The organism is Streptoverticillium olivoreticuli subsp. olivoreticuli (assembly GCF_003391135.1).
Lineage (GTDB): Bacteria > Actinomycetota > Actinomycetes > Streptomycetales > Streptomycetaceae > Streptomyces > Streptomyces blastmyceticus.
In genome coordinates this window covers 7,728,627-7,749,929 of record NZ_CP031455.1, presented here as the reverse complement: position 1 = coordinate 7,749,929, position 21,303 = coordinate 7,728,627, and the positions used below count along the sequence as shown (strand labels likewise).

Annotated in this window: 20 protein-coding genes; 3 read left to right on the top strand and 17 right to left on the bottom strand. The window is 71.5% G+C overall.

Going from position 1 to position 21,303, the window contains the following annotated elements; translation table 11 throughout:
* Positions 1-4: 4 nt before the first annotated feature.
* The 15 genes from ispG to DXZ73_RS33540 form a co-directional block, all read right to left on the bottom strand.
* Positions 5-1,171: a flavodoxin-dependent (E)-4-hydroxy-3-methylbut-2-enyl-diphosphate synthase gene (gene ispG / locus DXZ73_RS33610; RefSeq protein WP_116214719.1), complete on the bottom strand. Its 1,167-nt coding sequence runs from the start codon at positions 1,169-1,171 to the stop codon at positions 5-7.
* Positions 1,172-1,176: 5 nt separating this feature from the next.
* On the bottom strand, positions 1,177-2,199 hold the full coding sequence (gene hpnH / locus DXZ73_RS33605; RefSeq protein ID WP_116214718.1) for an adenosyl-hopene transferase HpnH: 1,023 nt from the start codon (positions 2,197-2,199) through the stop codon (positions 1,177-1,179).
* 5 nt (positions 2,200-2,204) lie between these two features.
* Entirely contained in the window at positions 2,205-2,855 is a 651-nt protein-coding gene (locus tag DXZ73_RS33600) for a 1-hydroxy-2-methyl-2-butenyl 4-diphosphate reductase (protein WP_116214717.1), read from the bottom strand.
* On the bottom strand, positions 2,855-4,834 hold the full coding sequence (gene shc, locus DXZ73_RS33595) for a squalene--hopene cyclase (RefSeq protein WP_116214716.1): 1,980 nt from the start codon (positions 4,832-4,834) through the stop codon (positions 2,855-2,857). Before shc ends, DXZ73_RS33600 begins: the two co-directional genes overlap by 1 nt.
* Before the next feature lie 116 nt (positions 4,835-4,950).
* Positions 4,951-6,090 (bottom strand): polyprenyl synthetase family protein, encoded by a 1,140-nt coding sequence (locus DXZ73_RS33590; RefSeq protein ID WP_116216047.1) that lies wholly within the window; start codon positions 6,088-6,090, stop codon positions 4,951-4,953.
* A complete protein-coding gene (gene hpnE, locus DXZ73_RS33585) occupies positions 6,087-7,547 on the bottom strand; it encodes a hydroxysqualene dehydroxylase HpnE (RefSeq protein ID WP_116214715.1) in 1,461 nt (486 codons plus the stop codon). The genes DXZ73_RS33590 and hpnE overlap by 4 nt, the downstream gene beginning before the upstream one ends.
* An 82-nt stretch (positions 7,548-7,629) precedes the next feature.
* Complete coding sequence (gene hpnD, locus DXZ73_RS33580) at positions 7,630-8,580, bottom strand: presqualene diphosphate synthase HpnD (RefSeq protein ID WP_116214714.1); 951 nt, start codon at positions 8,578-8,580, stop codon at positions 7,630-7,632.
* Positions 8,577-9,443 (bottom strand): squalene synthase HpnC, encoded by an 867-nt coding sequence (gene hpnC / locus DXZ73_RS33575; RefSeq protein ID WP_116214713.1) that lies wholly within the window; start codon positions 9,441-9,443, stop codon positions 8,577-8,579. The genes hpnD and hpnC overlap by 4 nt, the downstream gene beginning before the upstream one ends.
* Positions 9,444-9,887: 444 nt before the next feature.
* Entirely contained in the window at positions 9,888-10,655 is a 768-nt protein-coding gene (locus tag DXZ73_RS33570) for an ABC transporter ATP-binding protein (protein WP_116216046.1), read from the bottom strand.
* Between the two features lie 25 nt (positions 10,656-10,680).
* Positions 10,681-11,625 carry an ABC transporter permease gene (locus DXZ73_RS33565; protein ID WP_116214712.1) on the bottom strand — a complete coding sequence of 315 codons (945 nt, stop codon included), beginning with the start codon at positions 11,623-11,625 and terminating at the stop codon, positions 10,681-10,683.
* A 90-nt stretch (positions 11,626-11,715) separates the two neighbouring features.
* Entirely contained in the window at positions 11,716-12,612 is an 897-nt protein-coding gene (locus tag DXZ73_RS33560; protein ID WP_116214711.1) for a glycosyltransferase family 2 protein, read from the bottom strand.
* Positions 12,609-13,394, bottom strand: coding sequence for a CDP-alcohol phosphatidyltransferase family protein (locus tag DXZ73_RS33555; RefSeq protein WP_116216045.1), 786 nt, complete (start codon positions 13,392-13,394; stop codon positions 12,609-12,611). The genes DXZ73_RS33560 and DXZ73_RS33555 overlap by 4 nt, the downstream gene beginning before the upstream one ends.
* On the bottom strand, positions 13,372-14,433 hold the full coding sequence (locus DXZ73_RS33550; protein ID WP_116214710.1) for an iron-containing alcohol dehydrogenase family protein: 1,062 nt from the start codon (positions 14,431-14,433) through the stop codon (positions 13,372-13,374). The genes DXZ73_RS33555 and DXZ73_RS33550 overlap by 23 nt, the downstream gene beginning before the upstream one ends.
* The gene (locus tag DXZ73_RS33545) at positions 14,421-15,158 is read right to left on the bottom strand and encodes a sugar phosphate nucleotidyltransferase (RefSeq protein WP_116214709.1); all 738 of its coding nucleotides are present in this window, start codon (positions 15,156-15,158) and stop codon (positions 14,421-14,423) included. The genes DXZ73_RS33550 and DXZ73_RS33545 overlap by 13 nt, the downstream gene beginning before the upstream one ends.
* Entirely contained in the window at positions 15,155-16,960 is a 1,806-nt protein-coding gene (locus DXZ73_RS33540; protein WP_116214708.1) for a DUF5941 domain-containing protein, read from the bottom strand. The genes DXZ73_RS33545 and DXZ73_RS33540 overlap by 4 nt, the downstream gene beginning before the upstream one ends.
* 289 nt (positions 16,961-17,249) lie before the next feature.
* Here DXZ73_RS33540 and galE point away from each other — a divergent pair, with 289 nt between their 5' ends.
* The 3 genes from galE to idi all read left to right on the top strand — a co-directional run bounded on the left by galE (position 17,250) and on the right by idi (position 20,003).
* On the top strand, positions 17,250-18,233 hold the full coding sequence (galE, locus tag DXZ73_RS33535) for a UDP-glucose 4-epimerase GalE (protein WP_116214707.1): 984 nt from the start codon (positions 17,250-17,252) through the stop codon (positions 18,231-18,233).
* Between the two features lie 157 nt (positions 18,234-18,390).
* The gene (locus tag DXZ73_RS33530; protein WP_116214706.1) at positions 18,391-19,335 is read left to right on the top strand and encodes a cation diffusion facilitator family transporter; all 945 of its coding nucleotides are present in this window, start codon (positions 18,391-18,393) and stop codon (positions 19,333-19,335) included.
* A gap of 56 nt (positions 19,336-19,391) precedes the next feature.
* Positions 19,392-20,003 (top strand): isopentenyl-diphosphate Delta-isomerase, encoded by a 612-nt coding sequence (idi, locus tag DXZ73_RS33525; RefSeq protein ID WP_116214705.1) that lies wholly within the window; start codon positions 19,392-19,394, stop codon positions 20,001-20,003.
* Here idi and DXZ73_RS33520 read toward each other — a convergent pair.
* Both DXZ73_RS33520 and DXZ73_RS33515 read right to left on the bottom strand, forming a co-directional pair.
* Positions 19,978-20,478, bottom strand: a complete 501-nt coding sequence (locus tag DXZ73_RS33520; protein ID WP_116214704.1) for an ATP-binding protein — start codon at positions 20,476-20,478, stop codon at positions 19,978-19,980. The two genes, idi and DXZ73_RS33520, sit on opposite strands and share 26 nt — an antisense overlap.
* Before the next feature lie 126 nt (positions 20,479-20,604).
* The gene (locus DXZ73_RS33515; RefSeq protein ID WP_116214703.1) at positions 20,605-21,237 is read right to left on the bottom strand and encodes an HdeD family acid-resistance protein; all 633 of its coding nucleotides are present in this window, start codon (positions 21,235-21,237) and stop codon (positions 20,605-20,607) included.
* Positions 21,238-21,303 lie beyond the last annotated feature (66 nt).

Sequence of the window (21,303 nt, the reverse complement as noted above, 5' to 3'; positions counted from 1 at the left end):
GTGGTCAGCCGACGGTGACGTCGGGCGAGCCCGGGCCGACGCCGTCCGCCGCCATGCCTTCGGCGAGCTTCATCGCCTCGTCGATCAGGGTCTGGACGATCTTCGACTCGGGGACGGTCCTGATGACCTCGCCCTTGACAAAGATCTGCCCCTTGCCGTTGCCGGAGGCCACACCGAGGTCGGCCTCGCGGGCCTCGCCGGGGCCGTTGACCACACAGCCCATGACCGCGACGCGCAGCGGGACCTCCATGCCCTCCAGGCCCGCGGTCACCTCCTCGGCGAGCTTGTAGACGTCGACCTGTGCCCGTCCGCAAGAAGGACAGGAGACGATCTCCAGACGGCGCTCCCGCAACCCCAGCGACTCCAGGATCTGCATGCCGACCTTGATCTCCTCCGCCGGCGGGGCGGAGAGGGAGACGCGGATCGTGTCGCCGATCCCCTGCGAGAGCAACGCCCCGAAGGCCACCGCCGACTTGATCGTGCCCTGGAACGCCGGGCCCGCCTCCGTCACCCCCAGGTGGAGGGGGTAGTCGCACTGCGCGGCCAGCTGCCGGTAGGCGTTGACCATGACGACCGGGTCGTTGTGCTTCACCGAGATCTTGATGTCCCGGAAGCCGTGCTCCTCGAAGAGGGACGCCTCCCACAGCGCCGACTCCACCAGCGCCTCCGGTGTCGCCTTCCCGTACTTCTCCAGCAACCGCCGGTCCAGCGAACCCGCGTTGACTCCGATACGGATCGGCGTACCCGCGTCCGACGCCGCCTTCGCGATCTCCCGTACCTTGTCGTCGAACTGCCGGATGTTCCCCGGATTCACCCGCACCGCCGCACACCCCGCGTCGATCGCGGCGAACACGTACTTCGGCTGGAAGTGGATGTCGGCGATCACCGGGATCTGCGACTTCTTCGCGATCACCGGCAACGCCTCGGCGTCGTCCTGCGAAGGACACGCCACCCGCACGATCTGACAACCCGCCGCCGTCAGCTCCGCGATCTGCTGGAGCGTGGCGCCGATGTCGGCCGTCACGGTCGTGGTCATCGACTGCACCGACACCGGAGCGCCCCCGCCGACGGCGACCGGCCCGACCTGGATGCGCCGCGAGACGCGGCGCGTCGCGAGCGGTCGGGCCGGCACGGCGGGGAGCCCCAGGGACACCGGCCCCGCGGTTCCCATCGCGGTCAGCTCCGGTTCCCGGCGACGCTCTCACGGACCGCGCGCAGCGACTCCTTCAGCGATCCCATGGTGGCGAGGACCGCCGTGGGCTCATAGCCGCAGTGCGCCATGCAGTTGTCGCAGCGGGGGTCCTTGCCGCGCCCGTACTTCTCCCAGTCGGTCTCCTCGATCAGCTCCCGGTACGTCGGCACATAGCCGTCGCTCATCAGGTAGCAGGGGCGCTGCCAGCCGAAGAGGGAGTAGTTGGGGATCGCCCACGCGGTGCACGGGAAGTCGACCTTGCCCTCCAGGAAGTCCAGGAAGAGCGGGCTGTGGTTGAGGCGCCAGCGGGCGCGGTTGCCGCCAGCGAAGGCCTTCTTGAAGAGCTCGCGGGTCTGCTCGACGCCCAGGAAGTGGTCCTGGTCGGGGGCCTTCTCGTAGGCGTAGGCGGGCGAGAGCATCATCTCGTCCACCTGGAGCTCGTCGTTGAGGAAGTCGAGCACGTCGACGATCGTCTGCGGGGTGTCGGTGTTGAAGAAGGTGGAGTTGGTGGTGACCCGGAAGCCGCGCCGCTTGGCCTCCTTGATGGCCTCCACCGCCTCGTCGAAGACGCCTTCCTTCGCAACGGACTCGTCGTGCCGCTCCCGCAGCCCGTCGATGTGCACCGCGAAGGCGAAATACGGCGAGGGGGTGAACTTCTCCATCTTCTTGCGCATCAACAACGCGTTGGTGCACAGGAAGACGTATTTCCGCTTGGCCACCAACTGCCGGACGATCTCATCGATCTGGGGGTGCATCAAGGGCTCGCCGCCGGCGATGGACACCATCGGCGCGCCGGATTCCAGCACGGCGCCCACGGCCTGGGCAACGGGCATGCGCTGCTTGAGCACCCCTGCGGGATGCTGGATCTTCCCGCAGCCCTCGCACTTGAGGTTGCAGGCGAAGAGCGGTTCGAGTTCCACGATCAGGGGGAACTTCTCGCGCTTACGGAGCTTCTGTTCAAAAAGGTAGGTTCCCACCCGGATGGACTGACGGAGCGGCATGGCCATCTGGCTCACCTCCTGGGGAGCAGTAAGGATCGGTGCCATTCGATAAATGCGGGAAGCACGGTGCGGAGCACCCGGAAGGCTGATATTCCACCCCGCAACGTCCCGATTCGTACGAGTTCATGTTCTGGAGCGTCCACGACCACCCGGACGGCCGCAACGGGGCGCGGGCCCCTGCGGACGGCGCTCCGGAGCGTGGCGGCGGACTCCATGTCCACCGCGATCGCGCCCGCGGCGTGCAGGGCCGCGCGCTCCGCGCCGCGCACGACGTGGTCGGAGCCGACGAGCGGTCCGGTGTGGATGACGCGCTTGGGCACGGCCCGTGCGAGCTCCTTGGCGAGCAGCTCGACGCCGGAGCACTCGATGCGGCCCTCGTGGTCGTGGGTCTCGTCGGCGACGACCAGGTCCCCGGGGTGCATCCCGGGGGCCAGGCCGGCGCAGAATCCGGTGGCGATCACGGCCGCGTCGAGCATGGCCGTGCCGTCGCCGAGCGCGCGGGTGACGGCCTGGTCCGCGGCGTGCGGGCCCATGCCGGTGCGCAGGACGGTCACGGGTCCGGCCGCACCGCCGAGGCCGCCCCCGCGCAGGGCGAGGCGCTCGATGCCGAGCGCGCAGGCGATCAGCAGCGGTGCGGACGCGGGACCCGTGCCGGTGGTCATCACGCCTCCCGGCGGTCGGGGGTGAAGGGCTCCCCGTGCACATAGCGGCCGAGGGCCGTGACGGGGAAGACCTGCCGGTAGAGGTGGTAGTTGATGGAGAAGTCCCAGGGGAACCCGGTGCCGGTGAAGTACGGCTCGTCCCAGGTGCCGTCCTCGGTCTGGGTCTCCACCAGATACGCGACGCCGCGCTCGACGGCCTTGCCGCTCCGCTCCCCCGCCGAGAGCAGGGCCATCAGCGCCCACGCCGTCTGGGAGGGGGTGGAGGCGCCGCGGCCGATCCACTCGGGGTCGCGGTAGGAGCGCAGGTCCTCGCCCCAGCCGCCGTCGGCGTTCTGCACGCTCTCCAGCCAGCCCACGGCCCGGCGGACGGCCGGGTGGGAGGCGGGGATGCCGGCGGCGGCCAGGGCGGGCAGCACCGAGCCGGTGCCGTAGACGTAGTTGACGCCCCAGCGGCCGAACCAGGCGCCGCTCTCCTCCTGTTCGGCGAGCAGCCACTCGATGCCGCGCCGGGTGCGCGGGTGGTGCTGCTGCCCGAGGACCGCCAGCATCTCCACCACGTGCGCCGTGACGTCCGCGGACGGCGGGTCGACGACCTCGCCGAAGTCGCAGAAGGGCAGCCGGTTGGGGAAGGGGCTGGTGTTGTCGGCGTCGAAGGCGCCCCAGGCGCCGTTCTTCGACTGCATCCCGAGGTTCCAGCGGGCGGCGCGCTGGATGGCGGCCTCGACGCGTACGGGGTCGGGGTGCGCGACGCGCTTGAGGGCGAGGACCACCTCGGCGGTGTCGTCGATGTCGGGGTAGTTGTCGTTGTGGAACTCGAACGCCCAGCCGCCCGGGGTGAGTTCGGGGCGGCGCACGGCCCAGTCGCCGGGCCGGTGGATCTGCTCGTCCAGCATCCAGTCGACGGCCTTGACGAGCGCCGGGTGGTCGGACGGCACCCCGGCGTCGGCGAGGGCGATGGCCGCGAGGCAGGTGTCCCAGACGGGCGACTGACAAGCCTCGATCATCCGCGAGCCGTCCTCCCGCCAGACGGCGAAACGGTCCAGCGACTCCAGCCCGGCGCGGAGCACGGGGTGGTCGAGGTCGTAGCCGAGAAGGTGGAGGGCGATGACGGAGTAGACGGCCGGGGGCTGGATGCCGCCCCAGCAGCCGTCGTTCTCCTGCCGCTCGACGATCCACCGGGCGGCCGCGGCGAGCGCGGAGCGCCGCAGCCGGCGGAGCGGGAATTTCCGGTACTGGTGGAGCGCCTTGTCCAGGCGCTGGAAGACGCCGTCCCAGCTGGCGACCGGGGCCGGCGGGCGCGGGGGGTTGGGCCGCGCCGGGTCGGTGTGCAGCTCGTCGAGGGCGAACGGCGCGGGCCGTACGGGCCGCTTGGCCGAGACGACGGTCAGCGGCACGATGGTCTGCCGGGCCCAGCAGCCGAAGTCGTAGATGTTGAGCGGGATCCACTTCGGCACGTACATGATCTCGGGCGGCAGCTCGGGGAGGTCGTCCCACTTCCACCAGCCGAAGAGGGCGAGCCAGATCCGGGTGAAGACGCGGGCGGCGGCGACGCCGCCCCGGGCGCGGATCCACTCGGAGGCGGCGGCCATGTGCGGGGCGTCGGGGGTGTCCCCGGCGAGCCGCAGGGCGACATACGCCTCGATGGTGGCGGAGAGCTCCCCCGGCCCGCCGTGGAAGGTAGCCCAGGTGCCGTCCGGGCGTTGCTCGGACCGGATGAAGAGGGCCGCGGCCCTGGTGGTCCTCTCGTCCTGGATCCCCAGGAACTGACGGAGCAGCAGGTCTTCGGCGTCCATGGTGACGTTGGTCTCCAGGTCGCCCTTCCACCACCCCTGTGCGTCCTGACGGGAAAGGAGGTGTTCCACCGCCCGGGCCGTGGCCTGCTCGGCGGCCGTGAGCGGGGGTGCTGCCGTGGCGCTGTCCTTGGCCGCGGCCGCGCCGGGCGCGAGGGCCCCGGCGCTTCCGTCGGTCGTCGCTGTCATGGTTTCCCCTTTTTGCAGTGATCATTACTTCTCTGCCGTGCTGGGGGCTCCGTCGGCCGACGCTCCGTCAGGGCGTCGGCCGGCGACTGCGATCTGTCAGATCGGGTGAATGGTGATCATCTCTTTCGTACGACGACGAAGTCGGCGAGCGCGGTCAGCTGCGCGCGGACTTCGGTGGGCATGTCGACTCCGTTGAGTGCCTCGATCGCGGTGGCGTGCTGGCGGCGGGCTTCCTGGGAGGTCCACTCCCGGCCGCCCGCCTCCTCGATCAACGCCGCGCGGCTGGCGAATTCTTCCTCGTCGAAGTCGGCGGACTGGGCGTCGCTGAGCTTGGCGTCGGCGGCGAGGATGTCGGCGAGCCGGCCCGAGGCGGGGCCGCCCGCCGCGAGGGCGGCGACGACCGGCAGCGACTTCTTGCGCTGGCGCAGGTCGCTCCAGGTCTGCTTGCCGGTGGCCTCCGGGTCGCCCCAGATGCCGAGCAGGTCGTCGACGGCCTGGAAGGCGAGGCCGAGGTGGTAGCCGTAGGCCTCCAGGGTGTCGGCCGTGCGGTCGTCGGCGCCGCCGAGGACCGCACCGATGGAGACGGCGCAGGCGAGCAGGGCGCCCGTCTTGTTGCCCTCCATCTCCAGGCACTCCTCGACGGTGACCCGCTCGCGGTGCTCGTAGGAGATGTCCTGGGCCTGGCCGTCGATCAGCTTGCGGGTGGCGGTGGTCAGCCGCCGGGTGGCCCGGCCCGCCTCTACGGTGCCCAGCTCCAGCAGCACCTCATTCGCGAGTGCGAACAGCGCGTCGCCGACGAGGATGGCCTGCTCGGGGCCGTACACCTTCCACACGGTGTCGCGGTGCCTGCGCTGCTCGTCGCCGTCCATCAGGTCGTCGTGGAGCAGCGAGAAGTTGTGCACGAGCTCCACGGCGACGGCGCCGGGGATGCCCACCTCGGGGCGGGCGCCCGCGGCCTCGGCCGAGAGCAGGGCGAGGGCGGGCCGTACGGCCTTGCCGCTGTCGCCGTGCGCCGGCCGGCCTTCGGCGTCGATCCAGCCGAAGTGGTAGGCGGCGACGGTGTCCATGGGCGGCGCCAGCCGGTTCACGGCAGCACGCAGCACCGGCGTGGCAAGCGTCCGTCCGCGCTCCAGCAGGGCGTTGACGCCTGCGGTGTCGACAGCTGGGATCGCCGAAGTCACGGTCTCTCCTCTGGTGGTCGTGCTCGTGCGCGCCCCGTAGCGGGGCGGCACGCCTTGGTGGCTCGCCTCGTTCATGCCGCCTCCCACGAGGGGTTCCGGCGGGGTAGGCCGAGCTCAAAGAGTGCCGCGCCGGCGGCGTTGACACCGCTGCGCACCGCGCCCTCCATGGTCGCGGGCCAGCCGGTGGCGGTCCACGCACCGGCCAGGTACAGGCCGGGCGCGTTCGTGGGGGCGTGCGGCCGCAGCCGGCCGACGCCCGGAGTGGGGGCGAACGTCGCTGTCCGCTCCCGGGTCACGAAGAAGTCCCGTACGCCGGCGCCGCGTGCCGCGGGCAGCAGGCGCTCCAGCTCGGGAAGATAGCGCTCGCGGAGCTCGGCGACGGGCCGGTCGATGTCGTCGTCCGCGGCCGACTGGGACACGGCCAGGTACTGGCCGCCGTCGGCGCGGCCGCCGAGTCCGGAGGAGTCCGTGCGGTCGAAGACCCACTGCACCGGCGAGCCGAGCGCCGCGAAGAACGGCTGGCGCAGGACTTTGCGGTCGTAAACGACATGGAGGTTGAGGATCGGCGAGGTGCCGATGTCCAGCAGCCGGTCGGGGTCGTCGAGGGCGCCCTCGGGCAGCAGGGCGTGGGTCTCGCGCTGGGGCACGGCGAGCACGACGGTGTCGACGGCGAGCCGCTCGGTGCCGCCGGATCCGGCCTCGATGCCGACGTGCCAGCCGGCGCCTTCGCCCCGGGTGATCGCGGTGGCGCGGGTGCGCAGCTCGGTGCGCACCCCGGCCGCGTCGAGGGCGGCGCGGGCGCGGACGTCGTGCAGTTCGCCGAGCGGGACGCGGGCCCAGCCGATGTCGGCGGCGCCGGGCTCGGACAGCAGCCCGGTCTTGAAGACCATGGCGGCCAGGCCCAGCGAGGAGCGGTCGGCGGGGGCGTTGAGCGTGGCGACGCCGACGAGGTCCCACAGGGCCTCGATCGCACGGTCCGACTGACCGTGGCGGTGCAGCCAGCTCGCGAAGTCCTCGCCGTCCAGGGCGGGGTCGCCGAGGTCGAGGCCGCCGAGCGCCAGCGCGGCGCGCCCGACCTTGGCCCGCTCGGCGAGCGAGAGGTGCGGGTAGGTGGCGAGGCTCGCCGCGAGGTGCAGGGGCACGGGCAGCTGGGCGCGGCGCAGCCGGCCGAGGCGCGGCCGCCCGGAGGGGTGGCCGACGTCCAGCACGGGGACGTCCAGCCGCTGCTGCAGCGGGGCGAGTTCGGCCGCGTCGACGCGGTCGAGGAACCACCGATAGGCGGCGCAGCAGCGCAGGTAGACATGCTGTCCGTTGTCGACCGTCAGTTCGCCGCGACGGAAGGAGAAGGCGAGCCCGCCCAGCCGCGGGCGGCCCTCGACGAGGGTGACCCGCAGCCCGGCGTCGGCGAGCTCGAGGGCTGCGGTGACACCGGCGAGACCGCCGCCGACGACCACCGCGGCCGCGCCGACGGAGCGGCCCTCCCCGTCCGGGCCCCGGCGCTCGGACCGGGTCGTCGTCCCTGGTGTCGTCATGCGCCCACCCCCTCGGCTGCTGTCAGTGACGTGTGCGATCGCCGGAGGGTTGCACACCGCCCACCGGTAGGAGTAGGGCGCATCAAGTGCGCCCCCCGGCGGTCTGCCGGTGGACGCTACGGGCGTCGAATCCGGACAGGCCGCGCACGGCGACATAGACCTTCTCGCGCCCGGGGAGCGAGACCCGGCCGCGCAGCACCGCCTCGGGGTCCTGGGCGATGCGGTCCAGCAGCCTGCGGTAGATGCCGGACATGGCGGCGACGCAGGCGCCGCTGCGCCGGTCGAGCATGGGCAGCAGCTTGGTGCCCTCGGCGAACAGCGCGCGGGCGCGCCGTACTTCGAAGTGGACCAGGCCGGCGAAGTCGGAGCCGGCGGGCGGCCGCACGGAGTGGAAACCCGCGGAGCAGCCGAACTTGGCGAGGTCGTCGGAGGGCAGGTAGGTGCGGCCGTTGGCCGCGTCCTCGCGGACGTCGCGCAGGATATTGGTCAGCTGGAGCGCGAGCCCGAGCGTGTCGGCGTACTCCGCGGCGCGTGCCGCGTCACGTGCGCCGGGCACCGTGCCGAACACGCCCAGCGAGAGCCGTCCGATGGCGCCCGCGACACAGCGGCAGTACGCCGCGAGGTCGTCCCAGGTCTCGTAGGTCTCCCCGCGCACATCCATCTGGACGCCGTCGATGAGCTCGTCGAGCCCGCCGAGCGGGATCGGGAAGCGGCGCGCGGCATGGCTGAGCGCGACGGCCACCGGGTCGGTGTCGTCCTCCTCGACCCTGCCCTCCCTGATCCGGGCGAGCAGGGCGCGGGTCTCCTCGAGCCGGTGCCGCTTGGATTCCGCGTCCAGTGGGCCGTCGCCGATGTCGTCGACCCGCCGCGAGAAGGCGTACAGCGCCGACATGGCGCGTCGCTTGGCGGTCGGCAGAAGCCTGATGCCGTAGCTGAAGTTACCGGCCTGCTGTCCGGTGACTGCCTCGCAGTAGCTGTACGCGGCGAGTACCGGCGCGGACGCGTCTGGCGATCCGTTCACGGTCCCGCTCACCCCTCTCTTCGCAGTGTCGCTCCCACCTCGCGCAGCAGGCTGAGCTTGGTGGGCTTGGGCGGTCCGGGCAGTACGTCGTATCCCGCGGCGGAAACCGCTCTGAGCGCGGCCCTCCCCCCGCCCACGAACCCCGCGAGCAACAGCTTCAACCTGCCGTGGACGCTACCCACCAGGGGGGTGCCTTCATTCAGCAGTTCCCCGGCGCGTTCCGCCTCGTACGCGACCAGGGCGCGCAACGACGCGCCGCTGGTCGGACGGGCGAGGTCGGCCTCGCCGACGTGGAAGCGTTTCATGTCCTCGGCGGGGAGGTAGACGCGGTCGCGCCCGAGGTCCTCGGCGACGTCCTGCAGGTGTTCGACGATCTGCAGAGCTGTGCAGACCGCGTCCGAGCGGCGGATCCGCTCGGGGCTCGCGGTGCCGGTGATGCCCAGGACCAGGCGGCCGACGGGATTGGCGGACAGCTCGCAGTAGGCGAGCAGGTCCTGGTAGGTGGCGTAGCGGCGGACGCGCTGGTCCTGGCGGTTCGCCTCGATCAGGCCGAGGAAGGGCTCCGGGGTCAGGCCGCACCGCTGGACGGTCGGCCGGAGGCGGAGCAGCAGCGGGTGCCGCGGTCCCGTGCCGGAGCGGTCGAAGACGCGGCGCAGGTCGGCCTCGAAGGCGTCGAGCATGGTGAGGCGGTCGTCGCTCTGCTCGCGGTGGAGGCCGAGCAGTTCGGCGTCGCGGCCGCCGGGGGCGAGGTCGCCGTCACCGATGTCGTCGACGAGCCTGGCGAAGCCGTAGACGGCCATGAGATCGTTCCGCCAGGCGCGTGGCACGAAGAAGGGCGCCACGGGGAAGTTCTCGTGCGCGGCCTTGTCGAGCACGGCGCGCTCGTGCGCGTCCGTCCCCGCCGTCACCGCGGGCTGCCCGGACCGGGGACGGCGGATGCGCCTCGGAGCTGGAGAGTTCCCGTAGCCATTGCCGTCACATCTCCCGTTCTACACTGCCGACCCAGAACATCCCATTTCGGACACGCCGCAGGGCAGACCTCCCCCTGCTCCCCCTCGACACCTCCTGCTGGCGACCCGCGGAGCCGCTCTCCACGACGGAGATACACCGGTATCGTCCCGCTTCTCCGCAAATCAGCACGGTACAGCGTACGCCGTACAGGTGTCCGACGCGCGCCCGGGTAGGTGCTTGATCCATACAATGCCACGCGAGGGCCGAATCAACCCTGTCAATAAGTGAGTTGATCGTTACGGATAGGTCAAGGCCCCCACCGAACGCGTCACAGCGGGGGCCCCGGAGGCGCTGTCGTGCTCGCCTGACTAGCGGGCCGTCTCCTTCTCGTAGGCCCGTACGACTTCCTCGGTGGGCCCGTCCATGAGCAGCTGGCCGTGTTCGAGCCAGAGCACGCGGTCGCAGGTGTCGCGGATGGACCGGTTGTTGTGGCTGACGAGGAAGACCGTGCCTGCGCCCTTGCGCAGCTCGCGGACGCGGGCCTCGGAGCGCTTCTGGAAGGACCGGTCGCCGGTGGCCAGCGCCTCGTCGATCATCAGCACGTCGTGGTCCTTGGCCGCGGCGATGGAGAACCGCAGCCGGGCCGCCATGCCGGAGGAGTAGGTGCGCATGGGCAGGGTGATGAAGTCGCCCTTCTCGTTGATGCCCGAGAAGTCGACGATCTCCTGGTAGCGCTCGCGGATCTGCTCCCGGCTCATGCCCATCGCCAGACCGCCGAGCATCACGTTCTTCTCGCCCGTGAGGTCGTTCATCATGGCCGCGTTCACACCCAGCAGCGAGGGCTGGCCGTCGGTGTAGACCTTGCCGCGCTCGGTGGGCAGCAGCCCGGCGATCGCCTTCAGCAGGGTCGACTTGCCCGAGCCGTTGGAGCCGATCAGGCCGATCGCCTCGCCGCGGTAAGCGGTGAAGCTCACACCCTTGACGGCGTGCACCTCGCGCACACCCGCGTTGGGCTTGCGCCGCACCAGCCGGTTCAGGGCCGCGGTGGCACTGCCCCGGCCCGTGTTGCCGCCGTAGACGCGGTAGACGATGTGCACGTCGTCCGCGATCACCGTCGGCACCAGGGAGGTCGACATGGGCGCCTTCGCGGCGCCGTTCTGCTCAGCCACGGCCGTACTGCTCCTCAGCCTTCCAGAAGAACACGAAGCCCCCGGCACCGATCAGCAGCGCCCAGCCGACCGCCAGCGCCCACACGTGCGGCGGCAGGTCGATGTGCTTGTGCGCGGCATGGCCGCTGATCAGGGAGGAACGCATCAGATTGATGAAGACGGCCGCAGGGTTCGCGCTCAGCACGTCGATGAGCCACCCCGGGGCGTGCTGCTTCTTGAGCGCCTCGACCAGGTTGTACATCACGCCGGACGCGTACATCCACGTACGCAGGATGAACGGCAGCAGCTGCGCCAGGTCCGGGGTCTTGCTGCCCGCGCGGGCCAGGATCATCGCCAGGCCGGTGTTGAAGACGAACTGCAGCACCAGCACGGGGACGATCAGCAGCCAGGACGCCTGCGGGGTGTGCCCGAAGCCGAGCAGGAAGAGGAACAGCACCACCATCGAGTACAGCAGCTGCTGGAGCTGCTGGAGCGCGAAGGAGATGGGCAGCGCCGCCCGCGGGAAGTGCAGGGCCCGCACCAGCCCCAGATTGCCCGAGATGGCGCGGACGCCCGACATCGCCGAGCTCTGGGTGAAGGTGAAGACGAAGATGCCCGTCACCAGGAACGGGATGTACGTCTTGATGCCCATGCCCTTGCTCTGGCCCATCAGCAGGCCGAAGATCAGGAAGTAGACCGTGGCGTTCAGCAGCGGGGTCGCCACCTGCCACACCTGACCCAGCTTGGCCTGGCTGTACTGGGCGGTCAGCTTGGCGCGGGAGAAGGCGATGATGAAGTGCCGTCGGTCCCACAGCTGCCGCGCGTACTCCGCCAGCCCCGGCCGGGCACCGCTCACCGCGAGGCCGTACTTCTGGGCCAGCTCGGCGGCGGAGAGTCCGCCGTCGGGCGATGGCGGGGCACTCATGGCGACCGCACTGCCGTGCGTTGTCTCGCTCACAGTTGACACTTTCGTCCTCAAGGTGCGCTCCCGGGGCCGGGCCCCGGTTCGCGCCTGATGCTCATCGACATGCTCATCGACAAGAGCTTGTCAGATCACGGGAGGGCGACCCAGTCGGGTCAGGCGCCACACGGTACGCCACTTCATGGGGCGCCGTGGACCGCACGGCGTCGACCAGCCCTCCCGGAAGCCGCCGAACCAGGCGCGCAGCGCGGGCAGCGACGGCCGCCGCGCCAGGGTCAGCAGCAGCCACACCCCGATGTAGACGGGGACGAGCGGCGCGGGCAGATTGCGGCGGGCCAGCCACACCCGGTTGCGGGCGACCATCCGGTGGTAGACCGCGTGCCGGCTGGGGGCCGTCGTCGGGTGGTGCAGCACCATGTCCGCGCGGTAGTCGATCATCCAGCCCGCGTCGAGGGCCCGCCACGCGAGGTCGGTCTCCTCGTGCGCGTAGAAGAAGTCGTCGGGGAGCCCGCCGACCTCGGCGAAGACCCGGGTGCGGGCGGCGTTGGCGCCCCCGAGGAAGGTCGTCACCCGCGAGGACCGCAAGGGGTCCGAGGCGCGCAGCCGGGGTACGTGGCGGCGCTGGGTGACCCCGGTGTCGGGGTCGGCGATGCGGAAGCTGATGATGCCGAGCCGCGGGTCGGCCGTGAACGCCTGCCGGCACAGCTCGGCGGTGTCCTGGCCGGGCAGCAGCCCGTCGTCGTCCAGGAAGAGCAGCACGTCGACGTCGCGGCCGGCGGGGCCGAACGCCTCGATGCCGACGTTGCGGCCGGCCGGGATGCCGACGTTCTCGGACAGCTCCACCGTCCGTACGGTCAGCCCGGGCACGGACAGCGGGGGCAGCGGGGAGCCGTTGCCGACGACGACGACCTCGATCGGGTCGCCGTCCTGCTTGGCCACGGACTCCAGCAGCGCGCGCAGTTCGGCGGGGCGGTTGCCCATGGTGAGGACGACCGCGCCGACCTTCAGCGGGGGGGCACTCATTTGAGCCTGCTCGAAGCGAGGATGGACACGAGGTGCAGCACAGTCTGCAGCACGGCGACGGCCGCGAGCAGGACGACCGCGATCCGGGTGAACAGCAGGTCGTGATGGACGAAGTCCGCGATTCCCGCCACCAGGATCACCAGCGACGCCTCGACGCCGCCGACGAGCCGGTGGAACTTCAGCGCGGCCGCGGCCTTGCGGGCCAGCGCCATGCCCGAGGAGCGGGGCGTCGCCGCGGAGTCCTCCACGGCCGCCATGCCGCTGCGGGCGCGGGCCACGTCGACCAGGTCGGTCTCGGCCTTGATCAGGATCGCGCCGAGCGCGGCCACCGTGCCGAGGAACGCCCACTGCCACTGGGTGGCGGCGCCGTCCTTGTGGAAGACGTCCGCGGCGCGGATGCCGAATCCCACCAGAAGAGCGGCCTCGGAGAGGTAGTGGCCCACCCGGTCGAGGTAGACGCCGGTCGTCGAGGTGACCTTACGCCAGCGCGCGAGCTCGCCGTCGACGCAGTCCAGCAGCAGGTACAGCTGGATGAGCAGCATGCCCAGGATCGCGCCGGTGAGCCCGGGCACCAGCAGGGCGGCGCCCGCCGCGACCCCGGCGAGGATCATCAGGCCGGTGTACTGGTTGGGCGTGGGCCTGCTGTTCAGCAGCACCCGGGTGCAGCGCAGCGAGACCTCGCGCATGTACAGGCGCCCGGCCCAGTGCTCACCGCTGCGCCGGTCCTTGAGGCCGCCGGGGTGGACGACCGGACGGAGTTCAGCTAGTGACGGTTTTGGCATAGTCGGCGTAAGCGTCCCTGATCTGGTCGGTGGAGAGGTCGAGGTGCTCCAGGATCGTGTAGCGCCCGGGGCGGGTCCGCGGGGCGTACTCGACCGCCTTGACGAACTCCTCGGTGCTGAAGCCGATCTCCTGCGGCAGCACCGGCAGCCCGTGGCGGCGCAGCACCTCGACCATCAGCGCGGACTCCGCGCGGGCACCGCGCAGGTACATCGCGAAGGCGGCGCCGAGGCCGCACTGCTCGCCGTGGCTGGCGGCCCGCTTGGGGTAGAGCAGGTCGAAGGCGTGGTTGATCTCGTGGCAGGCGCCCGAGGCGGGGCGGCTGTCGCCGGCCACCGACATCGAGATGCCGGTGAGGACCAGGCCCTCGGCCAGCACCTGGAGGAAGCCGTCGTCGCCGACGCCGCCGGGGTGGCGCAGCACGGCCTCGCCGGCCTGCCGGGCCATGGCGGCGGCCAGGCCGTCGATGGACTCGCCCGTCTCGCGGTGGGAGAGCTCCCAGTCCGCGACGGAGGAGATGTTGGAGATCGCGTCGCCGATGCCGGACCGGACGAACCGGGCCGGTGCCTCGCGGATGACGTCGAGGTCGATGACGACGGCGATGGGGTTGGGCACCCCGTAGGAGCCGCGGCCCGCGTCGTTGTCGAGGGTGGCGACCGGCGAGCAGAGGCCGTCGTGCGACAGGTTGGTCGCGACGGCCACCAGCGGCAGGCCGACCCGTGCGGCGGCGTACTTCGCACAGTCGATGATCTTGCCGCCGCCGAGGCCCACGACCGCGTCGTAGTGCCCCTTCTTCATGGCGTCGCCGAGCTTGATCGCGTCGTCCAGCGTGCCGCCGCCGACCTCGTACCAGGTGGCGCCGGGCAGCGCCGGGGCGAGCCGCTCGCGCAGCACCGCCCCGGAGCCGCCGCTGATGGCGATGGCCAGCTTGCCGGAGCTGGAGATCCGCTGGTCGGCGAGCACGCCGGCCAGGTCGTCCAGCGCTCCGGCGCGGATGTCGACGACGACCGGCGAGGGGATGAGCCTCGTCAGTACTGGCACGCGATCCCCCGGCCCTTGGCGAGGTCGTCGTGGTTGTCGATCTCGACCCACTTGACGTCGCCGATGGGCGCCACGTCGATCTTGAAGCCGCGGTTGACGAGCTCCTGGTAGCCGTCCTCGTAGTAGAGGTCGGGGTCGCGCTCGAAGGTGACCTTGAGGGCGTCCGCCAGCTCGGCGGCGGCCTCGCCCTCGATCAGGGTGACGCCGATGTACTCACCGGTGGCCTCGGCCGGGTCCATCAGCTTGGTGATGCGCTGGACGCCCTTGTCGGGGTCCACGACGACCTTCATCTCCTCGTCGGCGAGCTGCTTCACCGTGTCGAGGGCGAGGATGATCTTCCGGCCGTTGCCGCGGGCGGCGAGCAGGGTCTTCTCGACGGAGACCGGGTGCACGGTGTCGCCGTTGGCGAGGATCACGTCGTGCTTGAGGGCGTCACGGCCGCACCACAGGGAGTAGGCGTTGTTCCACTCCTCGGCCTTGTCGTTGTCGATCAGGGTGAGCTTGAGGCCGTACTTGGCCTCCAGCGCCTCCTTGCGCGCGTACACGGCCTCCTTGCGGTAACCGACGATGATCGCGACCTCGGTCAGGCCGATCTCGGCGAAGTTGCCCAGGGTGAGGTCGAGGATGGTGGTGTCACCGTCGACCGGCACCAGGGCCTTGGGCAGAGTGTCGGTGTAGGGACGCAGACGCCGTCCGGCGCCGGCGGCCAGCACGAGGCCGATCATGCGGGTTCTCCTGATTCGTCGTGTACTGCGGGCGCCCCGGAGGACACCCAGAAGCGGATGCTCTCGATGAGCACCGTGAGCGCGATGGCGGTCGCGAGGACCGTCAGCGCGATCGTGAAACCTTGGTCGTGCCACAGGGCGGCGGCGATCGAGACCGCCAGGATCCGTCCCTCGTGCCCGCCGATCGCCCGCACCAGCCAGTGCGGGGGCGCCCCGGTGCCACCGCGGATGCGGTACACCGTGTCGTAGTGATGGTAGGCGACTGCGGCCACCAGGCCGAAAGCCGCGGGCAGGGCGCCGGGGACGCCGGAGGTCGCGGCGAGGGCGAGGATCATGCCGTACTCGGCGGCCCGGAAGACGGGCGGCACGAGCCAGTCGAGGGGGCCCTTGAGCGGGTGGGCGACGGCCACCCCGGCGAGGATGGCGTAGACGACGGCCTGCGGCACGGCCCGCCAGGTGCCGACGGTGTCCGCCACGAGCGGCCAGACGAACAGCGCGGCGGTCGCGAGCAGCGCCCAGTAGGGGGCGCTGTAGGTGCCCGCGGCCATCGTGCGGCCCAGCGTCCGGCTCGCGAGCTCCGCGAGGGGTCCGGAGTCGGCGAGGTCGGCCAGCGCCCGGGCGGCGCGGTCGGTCCTCTTCGCCTTGCGGGTGAGGGAGCGCAGGACGCGGCCCGCGGTGGTGTAGCAGGCGGCCAGCGCGCAGCCGACGAGCAGGGCGTAGAAGACGACGCGGGGCGTGGTGAGGGCGGTGAGGACCGCGATCATCGCCCAGCGCTCGCCGATGGGCAGCACGATCATGCGGCGGGCCCAGACCGTCCAGCCGACGCTGTCGAGCCGGTCGGAGAGGGCGGCGGTGGGGCTGGTATTGGCCGCGGCGTCGTGGTTGGCCTCGTTGAACGAGAAGTCGACGACGTGCCGGCAGGTCTGGAGGACCATCGCGCCGAGCGCCAGCGCCCAGACGTCGTCGGTGCCGCCGCCGCGGGCCGCGCCGACGGCGAGGCCCGCGTAGTAGGCGTATTCCTTGGCGCGGTCGAAGGTCGCGTCGAGCCAGGCGCCCAGCGTGGAGTACTGCAGGGAGTAGCGGGCGAGCTGGCCGTCGGTGCAGTCCAGGACGAAGGAGAGGAGCAGCAGCACGCCCGCGGCGACGAAGCCGGGCCGGGTCCCGGTGGCCGCGCAGCCGGCCGCGACGAGGGCGGTGAGCAGCGAGGCGGTGGTGACCTGGTTGGGGGTGAGGCCACGGCGGGCGCACCAGCGCGCGAGGTAGCGGGAGTACGGGCTGATGAAGAAGGTGGTGAAGAAGCCGTCGCGGGACTTCACGGCGGAGCGCAGCCGTACGGCCTCGTCGTCGACGGCCCGGACGTCGGCCTCGGCCTTGGTCCGGATGTCGGCGTCGGCGGGCACGGTGGCGACGAGGACGCCGAGGTCGGGGCGGTGGAGTGCGACGCCGTCGGCTTCCAGCCGGTGGGCGAGGGCGTCGGGCAGGCCGGCCTCGGGGCCGCCTGCCGGCAGGGCCTGACCGACCGCGTGCGCCAGGGCGCCGCGTGCCTCGGGCTGCGCGGTCAGCGCGCCCTCCACGGCGGCGGCGGGGAAGCGTGGGTCGGTGAGCGCCAGGCGCAGCGAGTGGACGTGGCCCACGAAGCGCGCGTCGACGAGCGCGACGCGCTCGCCCGCGGGGACGGCGGCGAGCTCGGTGGTGACGGCGGCGGCGTCAGCGGCCACGCGTACGCCGAAGCCCAGGGACCGCAGGTCGTCCTCGAGGGAGGAGCCGACGGGCGGCGAACCGGTGACGATGGCGGTCGACAGACGAACTCACTCCTTGGAAGCGGATGCGGCCGCCTCGGTCCGCGGGGCGTCCGGGCAGCGGGCGTGGCACGCGCCGGCCCTGCGGGGCGGGCGGCGTGCGGGCACGTCGGCAGAGGCTATCGGATCAACGGAAGACGCCGTTCACCGCACGTGCACCAGGGCTTCCCGACACTGACTGGACGCTCGGGCCGCCCGTGCGGTTCCGGGGGGCGCGAAGAAGGGGGCACGGCGGGGGCGGACGGGGGTGAAGGGAACAGGGCCCTTACGCCGCCTGGATTAGGGTGCCGACATGACATGGCTGATCACAGGTGGAGCCGGGTACATCGGGGCGCACGTCGCACGGGCGATGGTGGACGCCGGGGAGCGCGTCGCCGTGCTGGACGACCTGTCCACGGGCGTGGCCGGGCGGCTGCCCGCGGAGTGCGCGCTGGTGCGGGGTTCGGTCCTGGACCGTGAGCTCCTGGACCGTACGTTCGCCGAGCTGGGTGTGACCGGTGTGGTGCACCTGGCGGCGAAGAAGCAGGTCGGGGAGTCGGTGGAGAAGCCGCTGCTCTACTACCGGGAGAATCTGCACGGCCTGACGGTCCTGCTGGAGGCGGTGGTCGCGGCGGGCGTGGGGAGCTTCGTCTTCTCCTCCTCCGCCGCCGTCTACGGGATGCCGGATGTCGACCTCGTCACGGAGGAGACGCCGTGCCTGCCGATGAACCCCTACGGGGAGACCAAGCTGGCCGGTGAGTGGCTGGTGCGCGCCACCGGGGCGGCGCACGGCGTCTCCACCGCGTGCCTGCGGTATTTCAACGTGGCGGGCGCGGCCGTGCCTGAACTGGCCGACACCGGGGTCTACAACATCATCCCGATGATGTTCGACCGGCTCACGCGGGGCGAGAGCCCGCGCATCTTCGGTGCCGACTACGACACCCCCGACGGCACCTGTGTCCGTGACTACATCCACATCGAGGACCTGGCCACCGCCCACCTGGCGGCGGCCCGGCGGCTCGACGGGCGGCCGGGCACGGGCGACCTCACGCTGAACGTCGGCACGGGTCAGGGGGTGTCCGTGCGGGAGATGGCGGACCTGATCGCCGAGATCACCGGGCGCACCGAGCCCGCGCCCGTCGTCGAGCCGCGCCGTCCGGGTGATCCGGCGCGTGTCGTCGCCTCGAACGAACTGATCGCCAAGGAGCTCGGCTGGAGCCCGGTGCACGGGGTGCGGAGCATGGTCGCCTCGGCCTGGGAGGGCTGGTGCCACCACCATCCGGAGGCCCGCTCCTAGCTGATCGTCCCAGGTCGGCGCGTTATGCATCGCCGCAGGTCAGAGCACATGACAACGGTGTTCAGTGCCGCGTTGCCCGATACCCCCCACCCGTAGTTCACTGGGTGCTCGGCCGGCGTCCGCCGGCCGTTGCGGGCACCTTTCGGAGGCGGCTTTCATGGGCGCAGGGCACGACCACGGCCATTCGCACGGACCCCCGCCGGGGACGAGCGGCACGGCCGCCGCGGCCTACCGGGGCCGGCTGCGGATCGCGCTGGGCATCACCTTGACGGTGCTCGTCGCGGAGATCGTCGGCAGCGCGCTGACCGGTTCGCTGGCGCTGCTCGCGGACGCCGGGCACATGGCGACCGACGCGGTCGGCGTGGGCATGGCGCTGGTGGCGATCCACTTCGCCAACCGGCCGCCCGGCGGCCGCCGTACGTACGGCTACGCCCGGGCGGAGATCCTGGCGGCGCTGCTGAACTGTCTGCTGCTGCTGGGCGTCGGCGGCTTCATCCTCTTCGAGGCGATCAAACGGCTGGCGAACCCCACCGAGGTGCCCGGCAGCACGACGGTGGTTTTCGGTCTGGTCGGCGTGGTGGCCAACCTGATCTCGCTGGCGCTGCTGATGCGCGGCCAGAAGGAGAGCCTCAATGTGCGCGGGGCGTTCCTGGAGGTCCTCTCGGACGCCCTGGGCTCCCTGGCCGTCGTGATCTCCGCCCTGGTCATCATGGCCACGGGCTGGACGCAGGCGGACCCCGTCGCGTCCCTGCTGATCGGCCTGATGATCGTGCCGCGCACGGTCAAGCTGCTGCGGGAGGCGCTGGACGTCCTGCTGGAGGCGGCCCCCAAGGACGTCGACATGGACGAGATCCGGTCGCACATCATGGCGCTGCCGGGTGTGGAGGACCTGCACGACCTGCATGTGTGGACGATCACATCCGGAATGCCGGTGCTCTCGGCGCACGTGGTCGTCGACCACGCCGCGCTGGATTCGGTCGGGCACGAGAAAATGCTTCACGACCTGCAGGGCTGTCTCGGCGAGCACTTCGACGTCGAGCACTGCACCTTCCAGCTGGAGCCCGGCGGCCATGCGGAGCACGAGGCGAGGCTCTGTCATTGACGGCGCGGCGGGTTACGGCAGACTTGAGGGTCGAAGACCGACTACAAGGATGGTCAATGCCGATCACACCTGCCAAGGGCCTGTCCGCCGACGACTCGGCGGTTCCCGCTTCCGACGGCACAGCTGAACCGATCATGCTGGAACTGGTCGACGAGTCCGGCAGAACCATCGGCACGGCCGAGAAGCTCTCCGCGCACATCGCTCCCGGGCGGCTGCACCGCGCCTTCTCGGTCTTCCTCTTCGACGAGCAGGGGCGGCTGCTGCTCCAGCGCCGGGCGCTCGGGAAGTACCACTCCCCCGGCGTCTGGTCGAACACCTGCTGCGGCCACCCCTATCCGGACGAGCCGCCGTTCGTCGCGGCGGCCCGCCGTACGGGCGAGGAGCTGGGGGTGGCCCCGGCGCTGCTGCGCGAGGCGGGCACCGTGCGCTACAACCACCCCGACCCGGCGTCGGGCCTGGTCGAGCAGGAGTTCAACCACCTCTTCGTGGGCACTGTGAGCGCGGGGCTGCGCCCGGACCCCGAGGAGGTCGAGGAGACGGCCTTCGTGACACCGGCCGAGCTCGACGAGCTGCGGGAGAAGTTCACGTTCTCGGCGTGGTTCATGGACGTCCTGGACACCGCGCGCCCCGTGGTGCGCGAGATCACCGGGGACGCAGCGGGCTGGTAGCGGGCGCGCCGAGCGGCAGGGCGGCCCAGACCACCTTGCCGCCGTTCGCGGTGTGCTCCACGTCGCACAGGCCGCCGGCCTCGTCCGAGATGGTCTTGACCAGCAGCAGTCCCCGGCCGCCGATGCGGTCGTCGTCCGCCTCCAGGGGCTTGGGCCGGTACGGGTGGTCGTCCTCGACGGCCACCCTTACCCAGTGGGGGCCGATGGAGACCTCCACGGCGACCTCCGGCGAGAGCAGCGCGGCGTGCTGCACGGCGTTGGTGACCAGCTCGGAGACGATCAGCAGCAGGCCGTGCAGGAGGTCCTCGCGCAGCGGCACCCGCTGGCGTCCCAGCAGGTCGCGGACGGCGTGTCTGGCGCGGGGCACGGAGGAGTCCAGTGCGGGAGCGGTGAACCGCCAGGCGCCGTCGAACTCGATCGGTCTGCGCGGCGGGGCCTGTCCCGGATCGGGCGGGACGCTCCCGAGGATTTCCATGTCCGATACCAACCCCTCACCGTGGTCGACCGCACCTCGAGTGTTGGGAACGTAAGGGTCCGCACCGGCATTCTGAGCAGAAGTCAGCCTCTATCGACGGGATTTGATCGCGCGCGTATGCCAGGGTCACTCACGCGACTGTTCCTGGCCGCCCCGGTCGTTGTCGGCTGAACGATCCGGAGCGACTTCTTCCGAGACCAGGCCGACGACGCGGCGGCCCCCGACCCCGAGAGCGATCAGACCGAGCCCGTCGAAGAGCAGGGCGAGGGAGAAGAAGGTGCCGATCACATAGCGGCTGCTGTGCGGCCAGTCGCCCAGCACCAGGATGCCCAGCAGCAGCCCGAAGGCACCCTGCACGAGCGTCCAGCCGAACTGCGGACCGCGCACGACCAGGCTGCCCACCAGCCGGAAGACACCGCCGGTCAGGAAGAGCAGCGCGGCGAACATCGTCAGTCCCACGGCGGCGACCTCGGGCCGCCGGATCACCACCGCGCCCGCGGCGATGTTCAGCGCGGCGACCACCACGCCCAGCCAGAAGAAGTTGCTGTCCCGCGACTGGACGGCGTGCACCAGGCCGACGACCCCGCCGAGCAGCAGCAGCCAGCCGAAGAGGATCATCGTGGTGAGGGTCGCGAAGCCCGCATAGGCCAGCCCGACCAGCCCGGCGAGCACCAGGATCCCGCCCAGCAGCGCCAGCACGCCGAAACTGCGGCTGAGCCTGTGGCCCGGCGACTGCGCCCGCCTCGTGCCCCTGGACATGAGCGCCTCCTCGTAGCGCCCCCTGTTTTGATCATAGGGCGGATCATGGAAACGCGCCCCGGATAG

Bases quoted from the DNA above. Each gene is read 5' to 3' on its own strand.
- ispG (WP_116214719.1), bottom strand. From the start codon at position 1,171: ATGGGAACCGCGGGGCCGGTGTCCCTGGGGCTCCCCGCCGTGCCGGCC.
- hpnH (WP_116214718.1), bottom strand. From the start codon at position 2,199: ATGGCCATGCCGCTCCGTCAGTCCATCCGGGTGGGAACCTACCTTTTT.
- DXZ73_RS33600 (WP_116214717.1), bottom strand. From the start codon at position 2,855: ATGACCACCGGCACGGGTCCCGCGTCCGCACCGCTGCTGATCGCCTGC.
- shc (WP_116214716.1), bottom strand. From the start codon at position 4,834: ATGACAGCGACGACCGACGGAAGCGCCGGGGCCCTCGCGCCCGGCGCG.
- DXZ73_RS33590 (WP_116216047.1), bottom strand. From the start codon at position 6,090: ATGAACGAGGCGAGCCACCAAGGCGTGCCGCCCCGCTACGGGGCGCGC.
- hpnE (WP_116214715.1), bottom strand. From the start codon at position 7,547: ATGACGACACCAGGGACGACGACCCGGTCCGAGCGCCGGGGCCCGGAC.
- DXZ73_RS33570 (WP_116216046.1), bottom strand. From the start codon at position 10,655: ATGTCGACCTCCCTGGTGCCGACGGTGATCGCGGACGACGTGCACATC.
- DXZ73_RS33560 (WP_116214711.1), bottom strand. From the start codon at position 12,612: ATGAGTGCCCCCCCGCTGAAGGTCGGCGCGGTCGTCCTCACCATGGGC.
- DXZ73_RS33555 (WP_116216045.1), bottom strand. From the start codon at position 13,394: ATGCCAAAACCGTCACTAGCTGAACTCCGTCCGGTCGTCCACCCCGGC.
- DXZ73_RS33545 (WP_116214709.1), bottom strand. From the start codon at position 15,158: ATGATCGGCCTCGTGCTGGCCGCCGGCGCCGGACGGCGTCTGCGTCCC.
- galE (WP_116214707.1), top strand. From the start codon at position 17,250: ATGACATGGCTGATCACAGGTGGAGCCGGGTACATCGGGGCGCACGTC.
- DXZ73_RS33530 (WP_116214706.1), top strand. From the start codon at position 18,391: ATGGGCGCAGGGCACGACCACGGCCATTCGCACGGACCCCCGCCGGGG.
- idi (WP_116214705.1), top strand. From the start codon at position 19,392: ATGCCGATCACACCTGCCAAGGGCCTGTCCGCCGACGACTCGGCGGTT.
- DXZ73_RS33520 (WP_116214704.1), bottom strand. From the start codon at position 20,478: ATGGAAATCCTCGGGAGCGTCCCGCCCGATCCGGGACAGGCCCCGCCG.
- DXZ73_RS33515 (WP_116214703.1), bottom strand. From the start codon at position 21,237: ATGTCCAGGGGCACGAGGCGGGCGCAGTCGCCGGGCCACAGGCTCAGC.